Source organism: Chromobacterium sphagni (assembly GCF_001855575.1).
GTDB lineage: Bacteria > Pseudomonadota > Gammaproteobacteria > Burkholderiales > Chromobacteriaceae > Chromobacterium > Chromobacterium sphagni.
In genome coordinates this window covers 2,712,310-2,727,943 of the sequence record NZ_MKCS01000001.1, presented here as the reverse complement: position 1 = coordinate 2,727,943, position 15,634 = coordinate 2,712,310, and the positions used below count along the sequence as shown (strand labels likewise).

11 protein-coding genes are annotated in these 15,634 nt (G+C 62.5%); 4 read left to right on the top strand and 7 right to left on the bottom strand.

Features of this window, described 5'->3' with window-relative positions; all coding sequences use genetic code 11:
• Positions 1 to 27: 27 nt before the first annotated feature.
• Positions 28 to 780: a LytR/AlgR family response regulator transcription factor gene (locus BI347_RS12855; protein WP_071114826.1), complete on the top strand. Its 753-nt coding sequence runs from the start codon at positions 28 to 30 to the stop codon at positions 778 to 780.
• A 3-nt stretch (positions 781 to 783) separates the two neighbouring features.
• Here BI347_RS12855 and BI347_RS12850 read toward each other — a convergent pair whose 3' ends face one another.
• From BI347_RS12850 to BI347_RS12820, 7 genes are all read right to left on the bottom strand, one after another.
• Positions 784 to 2,433, bottom strand: coding sequence for a methyl-accepting chemotaxis protein (locus BI347_RS12850; protein ID WP_071116014.1), 1,650 nt, complete (start codon positions 2,431 to 2,433; stop codon positions 784 to 786).
• Positions 2,434 to 2,636: 203 nt separating this feature from the next.
• Complete coding sequence (locus BI347_RS12845) at positions 2,637 to 3,071, bottom strand: GNAT family N-acetyltransferase (RefSeq protein WP_071116415.1); 435 nt, start codon at positions 3,069 to 3,071, stop codon at positions 2,637 to 2,639.
• Positions 3,072 to 3,099: 28 nt separating this feature from the next.
• A complete protein-coding gene (gene ggt / locus BI347_RS12840; RefSeq protein ID WP_083338858.1) occupies positions 3,100 to 4,773 on the bottom strand; it encodes a gamma-glutamyltransferase in 1,674 nt (557 codons plus the stop codon).
• A gap of 135 nt (positions 4,774 to 4,908) precedes the next feature.
• Entirely contained in the window at positions 4,909 to 5,652 is a 744-nt protein-coding gene (locus tag BI347_RS12835; protein WP_071116013.1) for a copper homeostasis protein CutC, read from the bottom strand.
• A gap of 170 nt (positions 5,653 to 5,822) precedes the next feature.
• On the bottom strand, positions 5,823 to 6,602 hold the full coding sequence (gene pflA, locus BI347_RS12830; RefSeq protein WP_071114822.1) for a pyruvate formate-lyase-activating protein: 780 nt from the start codon (positions 6,600 to 6,602) through the stop codon (positions 5,823 to 5,825).
• 109 nt (positions 6,603 to 6,711) lie between these two features.
• Positions 6,712 to 9,039, bottom strand: coding sequence for a formate C-acetyltransferase (gene pflB / locus BI347_RS12825; protein WP_071116012.1), 2,328 nt, complete (start codon positions 9,037 to 9,039; stop codon positions 6,712 to 6,714).
• A 267-nt stretch (positions 9,040 to 9,306) separates the two neighbouring features.
• Positions 9,307 to 10,089, bottom strand: coding sequence for a formate/nitrite transporter family protein (locus BI347_RS12820; RefSeq protein WP_071114820.1), 783 nt, complete (start codon positions 10,087 to 10,089; stop codon positions 9,307 to 9,309).
• 1,106 nt (positions 10,090 to 11,195) lie between these two features.
• Here BI347_RS12820 and BI347_RS12815 point away from each other — a divergent pair.
• From BI347_RS12815 to BI347_RS12805, 3 genes are all read left to right on the top strand, one after another.
• On the top strand, positions 11,196 to 12,494 hold the full coding sequence (locus BI347_RS12815) for an HAAAP family serine/threonine permease (protein WP_071116011.1): 1,299 nt from the start codon (positions 11,196 to 11,198) through the stop codon (positions 12,492 to 12,494).
• A gap of 68 nt (positions 12,495 to 12,562) precedes the next feature.
• Positions 12,563 to 13,972, top strand: a complete 1,410-nt coding sequence (locus BI347_RS12810) for an L-serine ammonia-lyase (protein ID WP_071114818.1) — start codon at positions 12,563 to 12,565, stop codon at positions 13,970 to 13,972.
• A 601-nt stretch (positions 13,973 to 14,573) separates the two neighbouring features.
• Positions 14,574 to 15,626 (top strand): Gfo/Idh/MocA family protein, encoded by a 1,053-nt coding sequence (locus tag BI347_RS12805; RefSeq protein ID WP_071114817.1) that lies wholly within the window; start codon positions 14,574 to 14,576, stop codon positions 15,624 to 15,626.
• Positions 15,627 to 15,634: the final 8 nt, after the last annotated feature.

Genomic DNA, 15,634 nt, shown 5'->3' with positions numbered 1-15,634 from the left:
CTTACCGCAATCGACAGGATATCCGGAATGACCTCACTCACCGCCTTGATCGCCGACGATGAACGCCTGATGCGCGAACAACTGCGAATGGCGCTGCAAAGAGTATGGCCCGAGCTGCAAGTCGTGGCTGGGGCGCGCGACGGCGCCGAAGCGGTGGCGCTGGCGCGCCGCCACCGCCCGGACCTGGTGTTTCTCGACATCACCATGCCGGTGCAAAGCGGCATCGCCGCCGCGGTGGAGCTGAATGGCGAATACCCGGTGGTATTCGTCACCGCCTACGACCAGTACGCGGTCAAGGCCTTCGAGGAAGGGGCGATAGACTATCTGCTCAAGCCGGTGGACGACGACAGGCTGGAGCGCACCCGCCAGCGCTGGCGGCAAAGGCAGATTTCGCTGCCGGCGCAATGGCAGGCCACACTGCAGCAGTTGGGCCGCCAGCTGGAAAAACCGGATTATCTGCGCTGGATACGCGCCTCGGTCGGCAACAGCCTCAGGATGATCAGCACCGGAGAAGTGCTGTTCTTCCAGTCGGACGAGAAATACACCCGGGTGCAGACCGCCGGTTGCGAGGCTCTGATCCGCATGACCATCAAGGAGCTGCTGCCGCGGCTGGATCCGGACGAATTCTGGCAGGTGCACCGCGCCACCCTGGTGCGGGTGGATGCCATCGAGCAGGTGCGCCGCGACGATGGCCAGCGCGGCATGCTGCTGCAATTGCGCGGCCATCCGCAGCCGCTGGAGGTGAGCCGCGGCTACGCCCACCTGTTCCAGCGCATGTAGCCGTCAATCCAGCTTGAAGGCCATGGTGGTCTGCTGCAGCTGCTCCGCCACCATCGCCAATTCGCGGGTGGCCTGCGAGAACACATCCACCGCGACGCCGTTTTCCTTGGACATCTGGGCGATGGCCTCCACCCGCCCCGCCAGCTCGGTGCTAGCCTGGCGCTGCTCGCGCATCGCCGAGGCGATTTCGCCGATGGCGTTCACCACTTCCGCCGCGCTGGACTCCACCGTGCTGATGGTGGCCGACGCGTTCTCCGCCGCCACCACCACGTCGGCCACGATCTGCCGGCTGCCGCGCATGCCGTCCACCGCCACCCGCGCGCCCTCCTGGATCTTGCCTATCATGACGGTGATTTCCTGCGCCGAGGTGGTGGTGCGCTCGGCCAGCTTGCGCACCTCGTCGGCCACCACCGCGAAGCCGCGGCCCTGCTCGCCGGCGCGCGCCGCCTCGATCGCCGCGTTCAGCGCCAGCAGATTGGTCTGATCGGCCACATCCTTGATCACGGTGGCGATGCTGCCGATCTGCTGCGCCTGATCGGACAGCGACTCCAGGCTGTCGGCCGAACGGGTGACGCTCTCATTCACTTTCTTTACCTGCACCGTGGAATCCTGCACGTCGCGGTTGCCGGCCTTGGCCTGATGGCCGGCCTGGCTGGCCTGCTCGTTGGCCTGGCCGGCATTGCTGGAGCACAGGTCGATGCTGACCGTCAGTTCCTCGATCGAGGCCGCCGCGCTGGAAGTGGCGTTGACCTGCTGGCCGATGCTGGCGCTGACCTGCTCGGTCGACGCCGCCAGTTGCTCGGAGGTGGCGGCGACATTGGTGGCCGCGCGCATGATCTCGCCCACGGTCTTGCGCAGCCGCTGCTGGGTATCGGCCAGCGACTGCATCATGCCGGCGATCTCGTCCTTGCCCAGCGGGCGGATTTCGCCGTTCAGGTCGCCGGTGCCTATCCGCACCATCGCCTCGCCGGCGGTTTTCAGGCTGCCGATGATGCCGTTCTGGATCGCCAGCCCCAGGCCGGTCAACAGCACCAGCCCCACCACCAGCACCGAGATGGCCATGGCGCGCACGCGCTGGTACTGCGCCTGGGCGTCGTCCAGCGCCTTGTCGGCCAGCTTGATGTTGATGTTGGACAGCTCGGTCAGGATGTCGTCGGCGGCGGTGAACAACGGCCGGCACTCCTTGGCCATGATGGCCAGCGCCTTCTTGTTGTTCTCGCCGTTGCCGGTGTCGGTGTAGCTCAGCTCGCGCACTTTCTTGCACGGCGCGTTCATCGCCTCCCAGGCGGCGTCGAAGCGCTTGAGCGCGTCCACCTCCGGCGGCGTCAGCTCGGTCTTGCGGTATTGATCGAGGAAGCCCTTCATATTGGCCTCGAACTTGTCGCGGTTGACCTGCACCTGGTCCATCACCGGCTTTTCGCTCTCGGCGATATAGCGGTAGTCGGCGCGGCTGACATAGCTCGCCTGTTTGCCGGCCTGGCCCAGCCAGTACACCGGTTTCAGCATATTGTCGTGCATGTCGGTGGTCAGTTGGAACATGCCGCCGGTGCCCATGATGCCGTTGATGCCGATGATCAGGGCCGCGGCGATGCCGAGGAGAATCAGACCGAAGATTTTGGCCCGGATGCTGAATTGGGCAAGCAGATATGTCACGGTACGCTCCAGCCACTTAAGGTAGATTTACCTAAGTGTTTTAGTTGAAGCTAGAACCAATCACCAAGCATTACTTGCCCGGATTTTCTCTTGCCGAATGAAAGCGGCGCGGCATGGCGAGCCACGCCGTTCTCCAGCGCGATTGAGCGTTGGCCGCGCTGGAACCCGCCCTGTCTAGCGGCGGCCAGCCGCCCGGCAAGCGCTCAAGCTGGCTCAGCCTCGAAACGCTTGTGGTAGAACACCCGGCTGTGGCCGGGCGGGTAGTCGGCCAGTTCGGCGAAGCGCTGGTAGCCCAGTCCCTCGTAAAACGCCGGTGCCTGGAAAGTGAAGGTGTCCACCCAGGCCCCGACGCAGCCGCGGGCGCGGGCCTCCGCCTCCGCCTGCTCCATCAGGCGGCGGCCCAGCCCCTGGCCGCGCGCGGCGGCCGGCGCCGCCAGCAACTGGACATACATCCAGCCAAAATTGGTATAGCCCCACAGGCCGCCGGCCACCTGGCCCTCCTCATCTTCCAGCCGGATCACCAGCGGCCGGTGATGGCTTGGCCCCGCCTGCCCTTCGTTGTACTGCGCCAGCGGCGCGACGATCTGCGCCAGCACCGCGTCATCCGCCACATCGGTCAAAACTGCCCTGAACGGCATGCCGCCCTCCATCTCTCGCTGATTTTCCTTATTTCACCACGATGCCCACCCCGCGGCCGCGCGGATCGGAGGCGGTTTCCGCGACCTCGCCATCCACCCTCACCGCCTGGATGTCGCCCATCCGCCAGCCCTGGTCCCTCAGCGCGTAACCCATGGCCTTCAACTCATCCGCCGCCGCGCCGGTCAGCGGCGCGTAATCCTCGTAGAAGATGGTGTCCTTGGGCAGCAACTGGTGATGAACGCGCTGCGCCGCCACCGCCTGGGCCAGCGGCATATTGAAGTCGTACAGATTGTTCAGCACCTGGAAGATGGAGGTAAAGATGCGCGAGCCGCCGGGCGTGCCTATCGCCAACGTGACCTTGCCGTCGCGGGTGACGATGGTGGGCGCCATCGACGACAGCATGCGCTTGCCGGGCTGGATCGCGTTGGCGTCCTTGCCCACCACGCCGAAGGCGTTGGCCACGCCCGGCTTGGCGCTGAAATCGTCCATCTGGTCGTTGAGCAGGAAGCCGGCGCCCTGCACCACCACGCCGCTGCCAAAGTCGAAATTCAGCGTGTAGGTGTTGGCCACCGCATTGCCCCAGCGGTCGACAATGGAGAAGTGGGTGGTCTGACGCGTTTCCAGGCCGGGCCTGACGTCCGGCGTGGCCGAGATCGCCAGCGGATTGATCTCGGCGGCGCGGCGCGCCAGGTAAGCCGGGTCGGTCAGCTCGGCCAGCGGCACCTTGGCGAAGTCCGGATCGCCCAGGTAGTCGGCGCGGTCGGCGAACACCCGCTTTTCTATCTCGGCCAGCAGGTGAATGTAGCGGGCGGAGTTATGCGCGACGCCGGCGAAATCGGCGGCGCGGTCCTGCTTGATCGCCAGCAGCTGCCAGAGCGCGATGCCGCCGGAGCTGGGCGGCGGCGCGGTGTAGATGATGTTGCCGCGCCAGCCCATGCTGATCGGCTCGCGCCAGCGCGCGCGGTAGTCGTTGAGATCGTCGGCGCCGATCAGGCCGTTGTCGCGCTTCATTTGCGCCACCAGCAGTTGGGCGGTCTTGCCCTGGTAGAAGTCAGCCGCGCCGTAGCGCGCGATGCGCTTCAGGGTGGCGGCCAGTTCCGGCTGGCGGAAAGTCTCGCCGGACTTGAGCTTGCCGAAATATCTGGCGAAATTGGTCTTGCCGGCAAACAGCCTCACTGCCTCGCCGCGGTACTGGTATTGCTTGGGCGCCGCGGTGAAGCCATGCTCGGCGTAGCCTATCGCCGGCGCCAACAGCTGCTGCCACCTGAGCTTGCCGAAGCGCTGGTGCGCCTGCCACATCCCCATCACCGTGCCCGGCACCCCGGCGGCGCGCGCGCCGACCAAGCTCAGATTCGGAACCACCTGGCCCTTGTCGTCCAGATACATGTTCCGGCTGGCGGCCTTAGGCGCGGTTTCGCGGTAGTCGAGGAAATACGGCTTGCCGCCCTGGTACAGCGTCATGAAGCCGCCGCCGCCGATATTGCCGGCCTCCGGATAGGTGACGGCCAGCGTGAAGGCGGCGGCCACCGCGGCGTCCACCGCATTGCCGCCGTCCTTGAGGATTTGCGCCGCCACCGCGGCGCCGTATTGATCGGGCGCGGCGACGGCGGCCTGGCCGGCCAGCGCCTGACCGCTGACGATGAGCAGGCAGCAACTGCTGGCGGCGATATGGAACCAGCGCGCGGGGGGACGGGCAGACATGGCTTCTCCTCCAGTTTCAGGCGGACGTTTTCATTCTTATGACATTTATTGCGTAAATATTCCAGGCATTTTGACTATATCGGTCGCAGCAATCGGCGCCGCCTGTCCGCTCAACGCGGCGCATAGGCGCGGAGACTACGCCGCCGCGCCGTTTCGCAGCAGCCGGCGCACCTCCTCTGTCGAGGTTCCCTGCCACGCGTATTCGTCGGTCCCCGGCGCCCCCATGCCAAGCCCGGGCTGGCGGTATCGCATGCGGCTTTCAATGCCTGCCCGCGCCGAGGCGTGAAACTCCCGGCAGCCGGTCAGCCGCCGCAACTCGGCGATATTGTCGGCCCGCACTCCGGCGCCGGGCATCACCGCCAGCCGCTCGCCGGCCTGTTCGCGCAGCTGCCGCAGCAGAGCCGCGCCCTGCAGCGCGGACGGCGCCTGGCCGGATGACAGCAAGCGACGGCAACCGGCGGCGATCACCTCCTCCAGCGCTTGCGCGGGATCGCGAGCCATGTCGAAGGCGCGGTGGAAGGTCGCCGCCAGCGGGCCGGCCAGCGCCAGCAGTTGGCGGGTGCGCGCAACGTCGACATCGCCATCGGCGCCGAGCAGGCCCAGCACCACCCCGTCCATGCCCAGCCGCCGGCACTGTTCAATGTCGCGCGCCATCAGCTCGCACTCCAGCTCGGAATAGAGAAAATCGCCGCCGCGCGGCCGGATCAGCACGTGCAGATCGATATCCAGCTTTTCCCGCGCCAGCGCCAGCATGCCGTAGGAAGGCGTGGTGCCGCCCTCCGGCAGGTTGTCGCACAGCTCGACCCGCTGCGCGCCGCCTTTCTGCGCCGCCAGCGCCGAGGCCAGCGAGCCGGCGCAGACCTCCAGAATCATCGTCATCTATCGCCCAGCCTTTCTGATTTCAAAACCATCGGGGGGACGGACCTCGCCTGCGTCCTCGCCATCCGAATCACGCGCCGCCACCAATGACCCGGCACAGACAAACGCCGCCCACCCGGTTCAGGGCTAGCGGCATTTTTCAATAGCGGCAAGACGGCATCGCGCCCGCCTCAGGTCACCTTCATCCCGCGGCTGGCGAACAGCGCGCGCGCATGCGCCACCTGCTCCGCAGTCGGAATCGGCGTATCGGCCAGCTGGTACTCCACGCCCAGCTGCGCCCACTTGTCCTTGCCCAGCTGATGGAAGGGCAGCACTTCCAGCCGCTCCACCACATCGCCCAGCTCCGCGACGAAATCCGCCAGTTTTTCGATGTCGGCGTCGCCGTCTGTGACGCCCGGCACCAGCACATAGCGTATCCACATCTTCTTGCGCAGACGCTGCAGGCGCCGGGCGAAATCCAGCGTCGGCTGCAAGGGCTGGCCGGTGAGGGCCTGGTATTTGTCGGGGTCGGAATGCTTGATGTCCAGCATCACCAGATCGACATCGTCGAACCATGCGTCCGCCACCCGCTCGTGCAGGAAACCCTGGGTGTCCAGCGCGGTGTGCAGGCCATAGCGTTGCTTGATCTGGTGGAACAGCTCGCCGACGAACTCATGCTGCATCAAAGGCTCGCCGCCCGAGATGGTGACGCCGCCGGCAAACTTCAAAAAGCGCGCGTAGGAGGAGACTTCGGACAGCGCCTGCTCCACCGTCACCTGGCGGCCATTGTGCAGCTTCCAGGTGTCCGGATTGTGGCAATACAGGCAGCGGAACTGACAGCCTGAAGTGAAAAAGACGAAACGCATGCCGGGGCCGTCCACGCCGGCGCCGCTCTCGGTGGAGTGCAGATAGCCTATGGTTTCGGCGTTAAGGGATGCTTCGGTGTGGTCAGCGGCAATAGGTGGGGTCATGCCGTATCTCCGGTGAATCTTGTGAAAAGCGGGGCGTTCCTGTCGAACGGCCCCGCCATTGATGCATGAAGCGCGGGCAAGCCCTGCGGCCTGCCCGCCCTACGGCAGCTTACATCTTGCCGTGGAAGGTGCGGTTGAGCACGTCCAGCTGCTGCTCGCGCGTCAGCTTGACGAAGTTCACCGCATAGCCCGACACGCGGATGGTCAGCTGCGGGTACTTCTCCGGGTGCTCCATCGCGTCCAGCAAGGTTTCGCGCTTGAACACGTTGACGTTGACGTGGAAGCCGCCGCCGGCGATCTTGCGTTCGCCTTCGCAATCGAACGGCGTGCACTCGGCGGTCGAGAACGAGGTCGGATTGGCCGAGGCGAAACCGTCCAGGCAGTTGGCCAGGTTGGCGATGCGCTCTTCTGCGGTATGGCCCAATGCGTCCGGCGTGGCGGAGGCGGTCCAGCTGATGCCGTCCAGCGCCGAATCGTAAGGCAGCTTGGCCACCGAGGCGCCGGCGGCGACAAAGCCCTTCACGTCGCGGCCGTTCATCGGATTGGCGCCCGGGGAGAACGGTTCGCCGGCGCGACGGCCGTCCGGAGTGTTGCCGGTTTTCTTGCCGTACACCACGTTGGAGGTGATGGTCAGCACCGATTGGGTCGGCTTGGAGTCGCGGTAGAAGTACGGCTGGGCCTTGATCTTGTTCATGAAGGACTGGGTCAGCCATACCGCAATGTCGTCGACGCGGTCGTCGTTGTTGCCGAACGCCGGGTATTCGCCTTCGATCTTGTAATCCACCGCCAGGCCGTCTTCGTTGCGGATGATGTGCACCTTGGCGAACTTGACGGCGGACAGCGAGTCGGCGGCCACCGACAGGCCGGCGATGCCGCAAGCCATGGTGCGGATGATGTCGCGGTCGTGCAGCGCCATTTCGATGCGCTCATAGGCGTACTTGTCGTGCATGTAGTGGATGCAGTTCAGCGCCTTGACGTAAGTGGCGGCCAGCCAGTCCATCATTTTCTCGAACTTGGGCATCAGCTCTTCATAGGTCAGCACGTCGCCGGTAATAGGCTCGAAGCCGCGGGCCACCACCGCGCCGCTCTTCTCGTCGCGGCCGCCGTTGATCGCGTACAGCATCGCCTTGGCCAGGTTGGCGCGGGCGCCGAAGAACTGCATCTGCTTGCCGATCTTCATCGCCGACACGCAGCAGGCGATGCCGTAATCGTCGCCCCAGTACGGCAGCATCAGATCGTCGTTTTCGTACTGGATGGCGCTGGTGTCGATGGACACCTTGGCGCAGAAGTTCTTGAAGCCTTGCGGGAATTTCACCGACCACAGCACGGTCAGGTTCGGTTCCGGCGCCGGGCCCAGGTTATACAGGGTGTTGAGGAAGCGGAAGCTGTTCTTGGTGACCAGGGTACGGCCGTCTTCGCCCATGCCGCCGATGGCTTCGGTCACCCAGGTCGGGTCGCCGGAGAACAGTTGATCATATTCCGGAGTGCGTAGGAAGCGGACGATACGCAGCTTGATCACCAGATCGTCGATCATTTCCTGCGCTTGCTCTTCGGTCAGCGCGCCGGCGGCGATATCGCGCTCGATGTACACGTCGAGGAAGGTGGACACGCGGCCGAAGGACATCGCGGCGCCGTTCTGTTCCTTAACAGCGGCCAGGTAAGCGAAGTAAACCCACTGGATGGCTTCGCGGGCATTGGCCGCCGGGCGGCTGATGTCGTAGCCGTACTTGGCGGCCATCTGGCGCAGTTCGTTCAGGGCGCGGAACTGTTCCGACAGCTCTTCGCGCTGGCGCATCACTTCGTCGGTGAAAGCCACGTCGTTCAGTTCGGCGAACAGCTGCTGGCGCTCCTTACGCAGAAAGTCGGTGCCGTACAGCGCCACGCGGCGGTAGTCGCCGATGATGCGGCCGCGGCCGTAGGCGTCCGGCAAGCCGGTGATCACGCCGGACTTGCGGCAGGCCATGATTTCCGGGGTATAGACATCGAACACGCCCTGGTTGTGGCTCTTGCGATATTTTTCCCAGACCTCCTTGATCACCGGGTCGATCTTGAAGCCGAAGGCTTCCAGGCCGTTCTCCACCATGCGCAGGCCGCCGTTGGGCATGATGGCGCGCTTGAGCGGCGCGTCGGTCTGCAGGCCGACGATCACTTCATTGGCCTGGTCGATGTAGCCGGCGTCGTGCGCGGTGATGGAGGAGGCGCGGTCGGCGGACACATCCAGCACGCCCTTGGCGCGCTCCTCCTTCAGCAGCACGCCCAGCGTATCCCACAACTTCCTGGTGCGCGGAGTGGCGTCGGCCAGGAAGCTGTCGTCGCCTTCGTACGGCTTGTAGTTCAGCTGGATGAAGTTGCGAACGTCTACCTTGCTCTGCCAGTCGCCGGCGGCGAAATCACGCCAGGGGTTGGCTTGTGCAGCGTCGTGAGTCAGGGCGTCCATATGGTGCCTCCTTCTTGGCTAAGTCCAGTAATGTGTTGGATATTGAAACCATGTTACATTCGGAATCGAAAATCCCGTTTGATCTTCATCAAGCCGCGCCGGCTTCCACCCGACTTTCCATACTGCGCCGCAGCAAACTCAGCAGCAAAAATAATGAATTTTTATCAACCGCTTATATAAAAATCGGCCTAAAAATCACACACCGTGCCGACTACATTCGAAAACGAACTCCCACGGTTTACAAATCCAGCCTAACCATACCTTCGGTCAGACCGCCCGCAGCGTGTGGCGTTCCAGGCGGAACACCACCAGGCCCACGCCGATGGCGCCGCCGACGATATTGCCCAGCGTGGCCGGAATCATATTGTGCAGGATATCGGCCCACTCCAGCCCCTCCATGCCCTGCAGCTTGGCCAGCGCGAAAAAGGCCATGTTGGCGATGCTGTGCTCGAAACCGGAAAAGAAGAACACAAACACCAGCAGCATGATGATCAGCAGGCGCGCCGCCTCGCTGCTCATCCGCATCGGCACCCACACCGCCAGGCAAATCACCCAGTTGCACAATACGCCCTTCCAGAAGATTTCCAGCGCTTCGGCGTGCACCTTGTGCTGCACCACATTGAACAGCAGATGGTCCTGCGGCAGCGCGCCCATGCCGCCGGCGCCGGCCAGCACCGCGACGAAGGCCAGCACGCCCAGCAGATTACCCAGGTAGACCATCGCCCAGCTGCGCAGCAGATTGCACACCCGGCAGCGGCCGCTGAGGGCGCCCACGGTGAAATACATCACATTGCTGGTGAACAGCTCCACCTTGCAGACAATGATGCTGACCAGCGCCACGCCGAAGAAGCCGGCGGTGGCGATGTAGTAGCCGGGCGCGCCGGCGGCGAGGAACACCTGGCCCAGCTTGAGGCTGACCATCAGCACCGCGGCGATCAGCGCGCCGGCCATGGCGGCGCTGAGCAGGTAGCGACCCGGCTCGCTGCGCAGCACCTGCTGCTTGCAGGCGGCCTCGTCGACCACGTAGGCGAGAGTGGAAGAATGGCTCATTTCGTTTCATCTCTTTATATAGGAAAGCGTGGGCCAGGATGCGCAAGCGATTCCCCGACAACGGGCAACCATTCGCATGCCTTGCAAATTAGGAAAATTTTATGTTCGTTTTCGTAAATTTGTGTTTGATAACAATCAACACAAGCCCGTCTTCCCAATCGGTATAAAACCGCTCGCAACTGCCTGACATCCGAGTCAATGGCCGGCCATGACCGCATGTCTCCCGGCACAAACGCCTGACAGCCCCCGTACCCGGACGTCGGCCTGCGTCGCGCCGGCAAGTCGGCCAGGCTCTGGCGGCATCAGCCATGATCGTTTCGGCCGCGCCGCTTTCGTCAATTTGCTGAAGATTCCAATTCGAAAAATATAATGTTCATTTGAAAGGATTTATTTTCATATACGAACAAATATGCTTCAAGTATGCTCGCTATCAATCCAACTTCGAACAAATTCCAACAACCGCAAGACCGCCGCCACACCCGCTCCACGCCACCCGTGCGCCGGATAGACCACAGCATCCGGCCAAGAAGCATAGTCTTTACGTTTCAATCAGATGCAGTCCGTTTACAGAGATGCCCCATGCATTGACAAATCGCGCGCAGACGCCTCCACCCCCCACGGCAAACCAGCCGCTCTCCGGCCTTCCCCCTCGCTTCCGGCAAACTCCACGTTAAAGCAAAAACTCCAATATGGAACGACCACCGAAGACCATTCTCACCGTCTGTAAATTTTCACGAGCAGCCATAAATTAAAAATTTCATGCCATTAAATATAAAATTAAACCAATATAAATTCATTAAAGGCACAAAGTTGCCAATATATTCCATACCAATAATAACAATGCGCAAAAAATCCACCCAGATCCATGTTCGCTTGTTCGTTTAGATACAAATTTAACTTGATTAGAATCAACTGATGTTCTTAAATGTGTACCTTGTTAATTACAAAGCACTTACGATGAGCAGCAAGTCAGCCGGACAAGGTTCGATCCGCTCACTCGAACCCCGGCAAGCACCAAGCTTCTCCTCGATGACCAGCAGCCACAAACGGCGGCGGGAAATCGAACCCGGTAATTGCAAAAACTTGTCTTAAGAAGGCACCACATCATGTCTCAAGCCATTGCTTCAACCGCACCGCGATCCGGCTCCTCCGGCTGGACCAAGCATGACACCGTCTGGATGCTCGGCCTGTACGGCACCGCCATCGGCGCCGGCGTCCTCTTTCTCCCGATCAACGCCGGCATCGGCGGCCTGTGGCCGCTGATGCTGATGGCCATCCTGGCCCTGCCGCTGACCTTCTTCGCCCACCGCGGCCTCACCCGCTTCGTGCTGTCCGGCAGCAAGGAAGGCGCGGACATCACCGAGGTGGTGGAAGAGCACTTCGGCCTTACCGCCGGCAAGCTGATCACGCTGCTGTATTTCTTCGCCATCTACCCTATCCTGCTGATGTACAGCGTGGCCATCACCAACACGGTGCTGTCCTTCCTCAACAACCAGCTGCACATCGAAGTCGGCAACGGCCTCGCGACCCGCGCGGTGTTCTCTCTGGCATTGATCCTGGGCCTGATGTCCATCGTCCGCCTGGGCGGAGCGGTGATCGTCAAGGCGATGAGCATCCTGGTTTACCCGTTCGTGGTCGTGCTGATGCTGCTGGCGCTATACCTGATCCCGCAGTGGAACAGCTCCGCCATCCAGCACGCCGGCAGCTTGTCCGACGCCCTGTCCAGCGGCGCCTTCTACAAGACGCTGTGGCTGGCCATCCCGGTGATGGTGTTCTCGTTCAACCACTCGCCCATCATCTCGTCCTTTTCGGTGGACCAGCGCAAGCTGCACGGCGCGGAAGCCGAGCAGGAATCCAGCCGCGTGCTGATCCGTGCCCACACCATGATGGTGGTGACCGTGATGTTCTTCGTGTTCAGCTGCGTGTTCAGCCTGAGCCCGGCCGATCTCGCCGCCGCCAAGGCGCAGAACATCTCCATCCTGTCCTACCTGGCCAACCACTTCCAGAACCCGGTGATCGAATGGGTTGCGCCCATCATCGCCATGGTGGCCATCAGCAAGTCCTTCCTGGGACACTACCTGGGCGCCAAGGAAGGCTTCAACGGCCTGGTGATCAAGCAGCTGCGCCAGCGCGGCAAGACCATCGCCTCCGCCAAGCTGGATCGCTGCACCGCCGTGTTCATGATCGTCACCTGCTGGATCATCGCCACCATCAACCCGTCCATCCTGGGCATGATTGAAACCCTGGGCGGCCCGGTGATTGCCATGCTGCTGTTCCTGATGCCGATGTACGCCATCAAGAAAATTCCGGCGATGAAGAAATACGCCGGCGCGCCCAGCAACCTCTTTGTGGTGCTGATCGGCCTGATCGCCATCTCCGCCATCTTCTACGATCTGATCGCCTGATCGTCAGCCCGCCCGGCCGCCCCAGGCCGGGCCTCCCCTCCCCCCTTCAGCATCAAAGAGGTAGCATCATGTTCAGCATGAGTGATATCTACAAAATCGGCGTAGGCCCCTCCAGCTCCCACACCGTCGGCCCGATGAAGGCCGGCCACCAGTTTCTCGGCGCGCTCAAGGAAACCGGCAAGTTCAACCAGGTTGGCCGCGTGCACGTGGACTGCTACGGCTCGCTCGCCCTCACCGGCAAGGGCCACTGCACCGACCACGCCATCATCCTGGGCCTGGCCGGCAACCTGCCGGACACCGTGGATCCGGAGCACAGCGCCGCCGTCATCGGCGACGTGGAAAAAACCGCCCAGCTGACGCTGGGCCGCACCCAGCAGCGCGTCGCCTTCGGCATGGACTTCCATACCGCCAACCTGCCGCTGCACGAAAACGGCATGCAGATCCACGCTTTCGTCGGCGACGACTGCGTGCTGACCAAAACCTATTACTCGATCGGCGGCGGCTTCATCGTCGACGAGGAGCACTTCAATCAATCCAGCTGCAGCGACGTGCCAGTGCCTTACCACTTTGTCACCGCCCAGCAGCTGATGGACATGTGCGAGGAAACCGGCCTGTCCATCGCCGCGCTGGTGATGGAAAACGAAAAGGCCTTCCACGACGCCAAGGACACTCAGGCCCACTTCGCCCGCGTCTGGGAGGTGATGAAGAGCAGCATGGAGCGCGGCATGCGCACCGAGGGCAACCTGCCCGGCCCGATGCGCATCCCGCGCCGCGCGCCGGCGCTGCACCGCATGCTGACCAGTTCCTTGCAGGTGGCCAACGACCCGCTGTCGGTGATGGACTGGGTCAATATGTACGCGATGGCGATGTCGGAAGAAAACGCCGCCGGCGGCCGGGTGGTCACCGCGCCAACCAACGGCGCCTGCGGTGTGGTGCCGGCGGTGCTGGCCTACTACAACCATTTCATCCAGCCGCTGGACGACGACAGCTGCCTGCGCTTCTTCCTGTCCTCCGGCGCCGTCGGCTGCCTGTTCAAGCTCAACGCCTCCATCTCCGGCGCCGAAGTGGGCTGCCAGGGCGAGATAGGCGTGGCCTGTTCGATGGCCGCAGCCGGCCTGGCCGAGCTGATGGGCGGCAGCCCGTCGCAAGTGTGCATGGCGGCCGAAATCGCCATGGAGCACAACCTGGGCCTGACCTGCGACCCGGTGGGCGGCCAGGTGCAGATCCCCTGCATCGAGCGCAACGCCATCGCCGCGGTGAAGGCGATCAACGCCGCCCGCATGGCGCTGCACCGCGCCAGCTCGCCCAAGGTATCGCTGGACAAGGTGATCGCCGCCATGTACGAAACCGGCAAGGACATGGACGCCAAGTATCGCGAAACCTCCTGCGGCGGCCTGGCCCTGCAGATCGTATCCAAAGACAAGGAAGTGCCCAGCCAGGCGATACGCTGGGTGAACGACGCTCAACAAGTCGCCTGACGCCAAACCGTCTCGCCGCAGCAACGCCGTCCGGCCAAGTCCGGCGGCGTTTTTTCATACTGCAGACCATGCGAACGTCGATTGCATAACCACAAACTTACCATGGTGAAAACAGTACTATGGGGCAGTGCCGATCAACGATCTCCGCCGCCATTTTCTGCTGTATCTAAAATGGCCTCACCCGGCAAAGCCGTACTTTCCGGGCATTGCCACTGTAATCACTGCCTCGTTTCTCGGTTTCCTACCTCGCCGTACACGTTCATACCTGTCTGATTTGTCAGTGTTCCGATGTCATTTATACGCATGAGAACATACTCAAAGCCGACAAATCGCATGCCTCCAGCCTCTTTCTCCAAGGCCATACCGCCTTTCAGGCCCTGCTTCTGGTGTTGCGCTTCACGCAAAAGACCATTGTCAACAAATTATTTAAAATACATTCAAATTGAATTGATCATCGCCAAGGTATAGCTTTCCCTTTGCAATCCGTTGTCAATTGGTAACAAGTATTGACAAATTTTGAGTAAGAACTGCCGTCAAACCATTGTCGCCATTCGCCTTGCGGCGATGCCACTCGACGCGGCACAGCATATGGAGAAACACGATGAGCTTGATCAAAGTTGGCCTCGTCGGCATCGGCGCGCAAATGCAGGAAAACCTGCTCCCCTCACTGCTGCAGATGCAGGACTTGCGAATCACCGCAGCCTGCGACAGCAATCTGGATCGCGCCTTGCAGATCCGCCGCTATCTCTCGGACACACCGGTGTTCGACAATGTCCCGGCCATGCTGGACACGATGCAGCTGGATGCGGTGATCATGGCCGGTCCGCCGCAGCTGCATTACGAAATGGGCTTGCTCGCCATGCGCAAGGGCGTGCATGTCTTCGTGGAAAAGCCGCCGTGCGCGACGCTGGAGGAGCTGGAAACATTGATAGACGCGGCGCGCCACAGCAAGGTGGTCGCCGGGGTGGGCATGAACTTCAAGTTTGCCCGCCCGGTCAGCCAACTGCGCGAAATGACCAAAGCGGAAGAATTCGGCGACATCCTGCACATCCAGCTCAACCACTACGCCAACAAGCCGCGCGCGCCGCTGTGGGGACTGGACTCCACGCTGCGCTCTTTTCTTCTAGCCCAGGCCATCCATACCATCGACCTGGCGGTTACCTTCGGCAAGGGCGAACTGCAAAAAGTGCAATCCAGCGTGCAGCGCCACGACGACGCGCTGATCGTCAAGGTGGAAATGGCCTTCTCCTCCGGCGCCACCGCCAGCCTGCTGGCCGGCACCACTTTTCCCTACTTCGAATTCGACATGAAGCTTGTCAGCAGCAGTTCCACGCTGGTGGAACTGGACAATCTGTGGAACATCACCCTGCACGAACCGGAACACGCCACCCGTCCCACCGGCGCGGCCAAACGCTGGCGCGGCGCCTGGCAGCCCGGACCGCTGGACTCAGGCTATGAACGCAGCGGCTATCACGGCGAATTGCACCAGTTCTTCGAGGCCATGCGCAAACCGCAACGCTACGAAGCGGACTTCGCCAGCCTGCTGCCGACATACCACGTCATCGAGGAAATCTGCGCCAACGATGCCGCGGCCCAAGGCAAACAGAATATCCAGAGCAAGATCCGCACCGGAATCGAATCGCTGTCGCTGTGACCAACCCG

Bases quoted from the DNA above. Each gene is read 5' to 3' on its own strand.
- BI347_RS12855 (WP_071114826.1), top strand. From the start codon at position 28: ATGACCTCACTCACCGCCTTGATCGCCGACGATGAACGCCTGATGCGC.
- BI347_RS12845 (WP_071116415.1), bottom strand. From the start codon at position 3,071: ATGCCGTTCAGGGCAGTTTTGACCGATGTGGCGGATGACGCGGTGCTG.
- ggt (WP_083338858.1), bottom strand. From the start codon at position 4,773: ATGTCTGCCCGTCCCCCCGCGCGCTGGTTCCATATCGCCGCCAGCAGT.
- BI347_RS12835 (WP_071116013.1), bottom strand. From the start codon at position 5,652: ATGACGATGATTCTGGAGGTCTGCGCCGGCTCGCTGGCCTCGGCGCTG.
- pflA (WP_071114822.1), bottom strand. From the start codon at position 6,602: ATGACCCCACCTATTGCCGCTGACCACACCGAAGCATCCCTTAACGCC.
- pflB (WP_071116012.1), bottom strand. From the start codon at position 9,039: ATGGACGCCCTGACTCACGACGCTGCACAAGCCAACCCCTGGCGTGAT.
- BI347_RS12820 (WP_071114820.1), bottom strand. From the start codon at position 10,089: ATGAGCCATTCTTCCACTCTCGCCTACGTGGTCGACGAGGCCGCCTGC.
- BI347_RS12815 (WP_071116011.1), top strand. From the start codon at position 11,196: ATGTCTCAAGCCATTGCTTCAACCGCACCGCGATCCGGCTCCTCCGGC.
- BI347_RS12810 (WP_071114818.1), top strand. From the start codon at position 12,563: ATGTTCAGCATGAGTGATATCTACAAAATCGGCGTAGGCCCCTCCAGC.
- BI347_RS12805 (WP_071114817.1), top strand. From the start codon at position 14,574: ATGAGCTTGATCAAAGTTGGCCTCGTCGGCATCGGCGCGCAAATGCAG.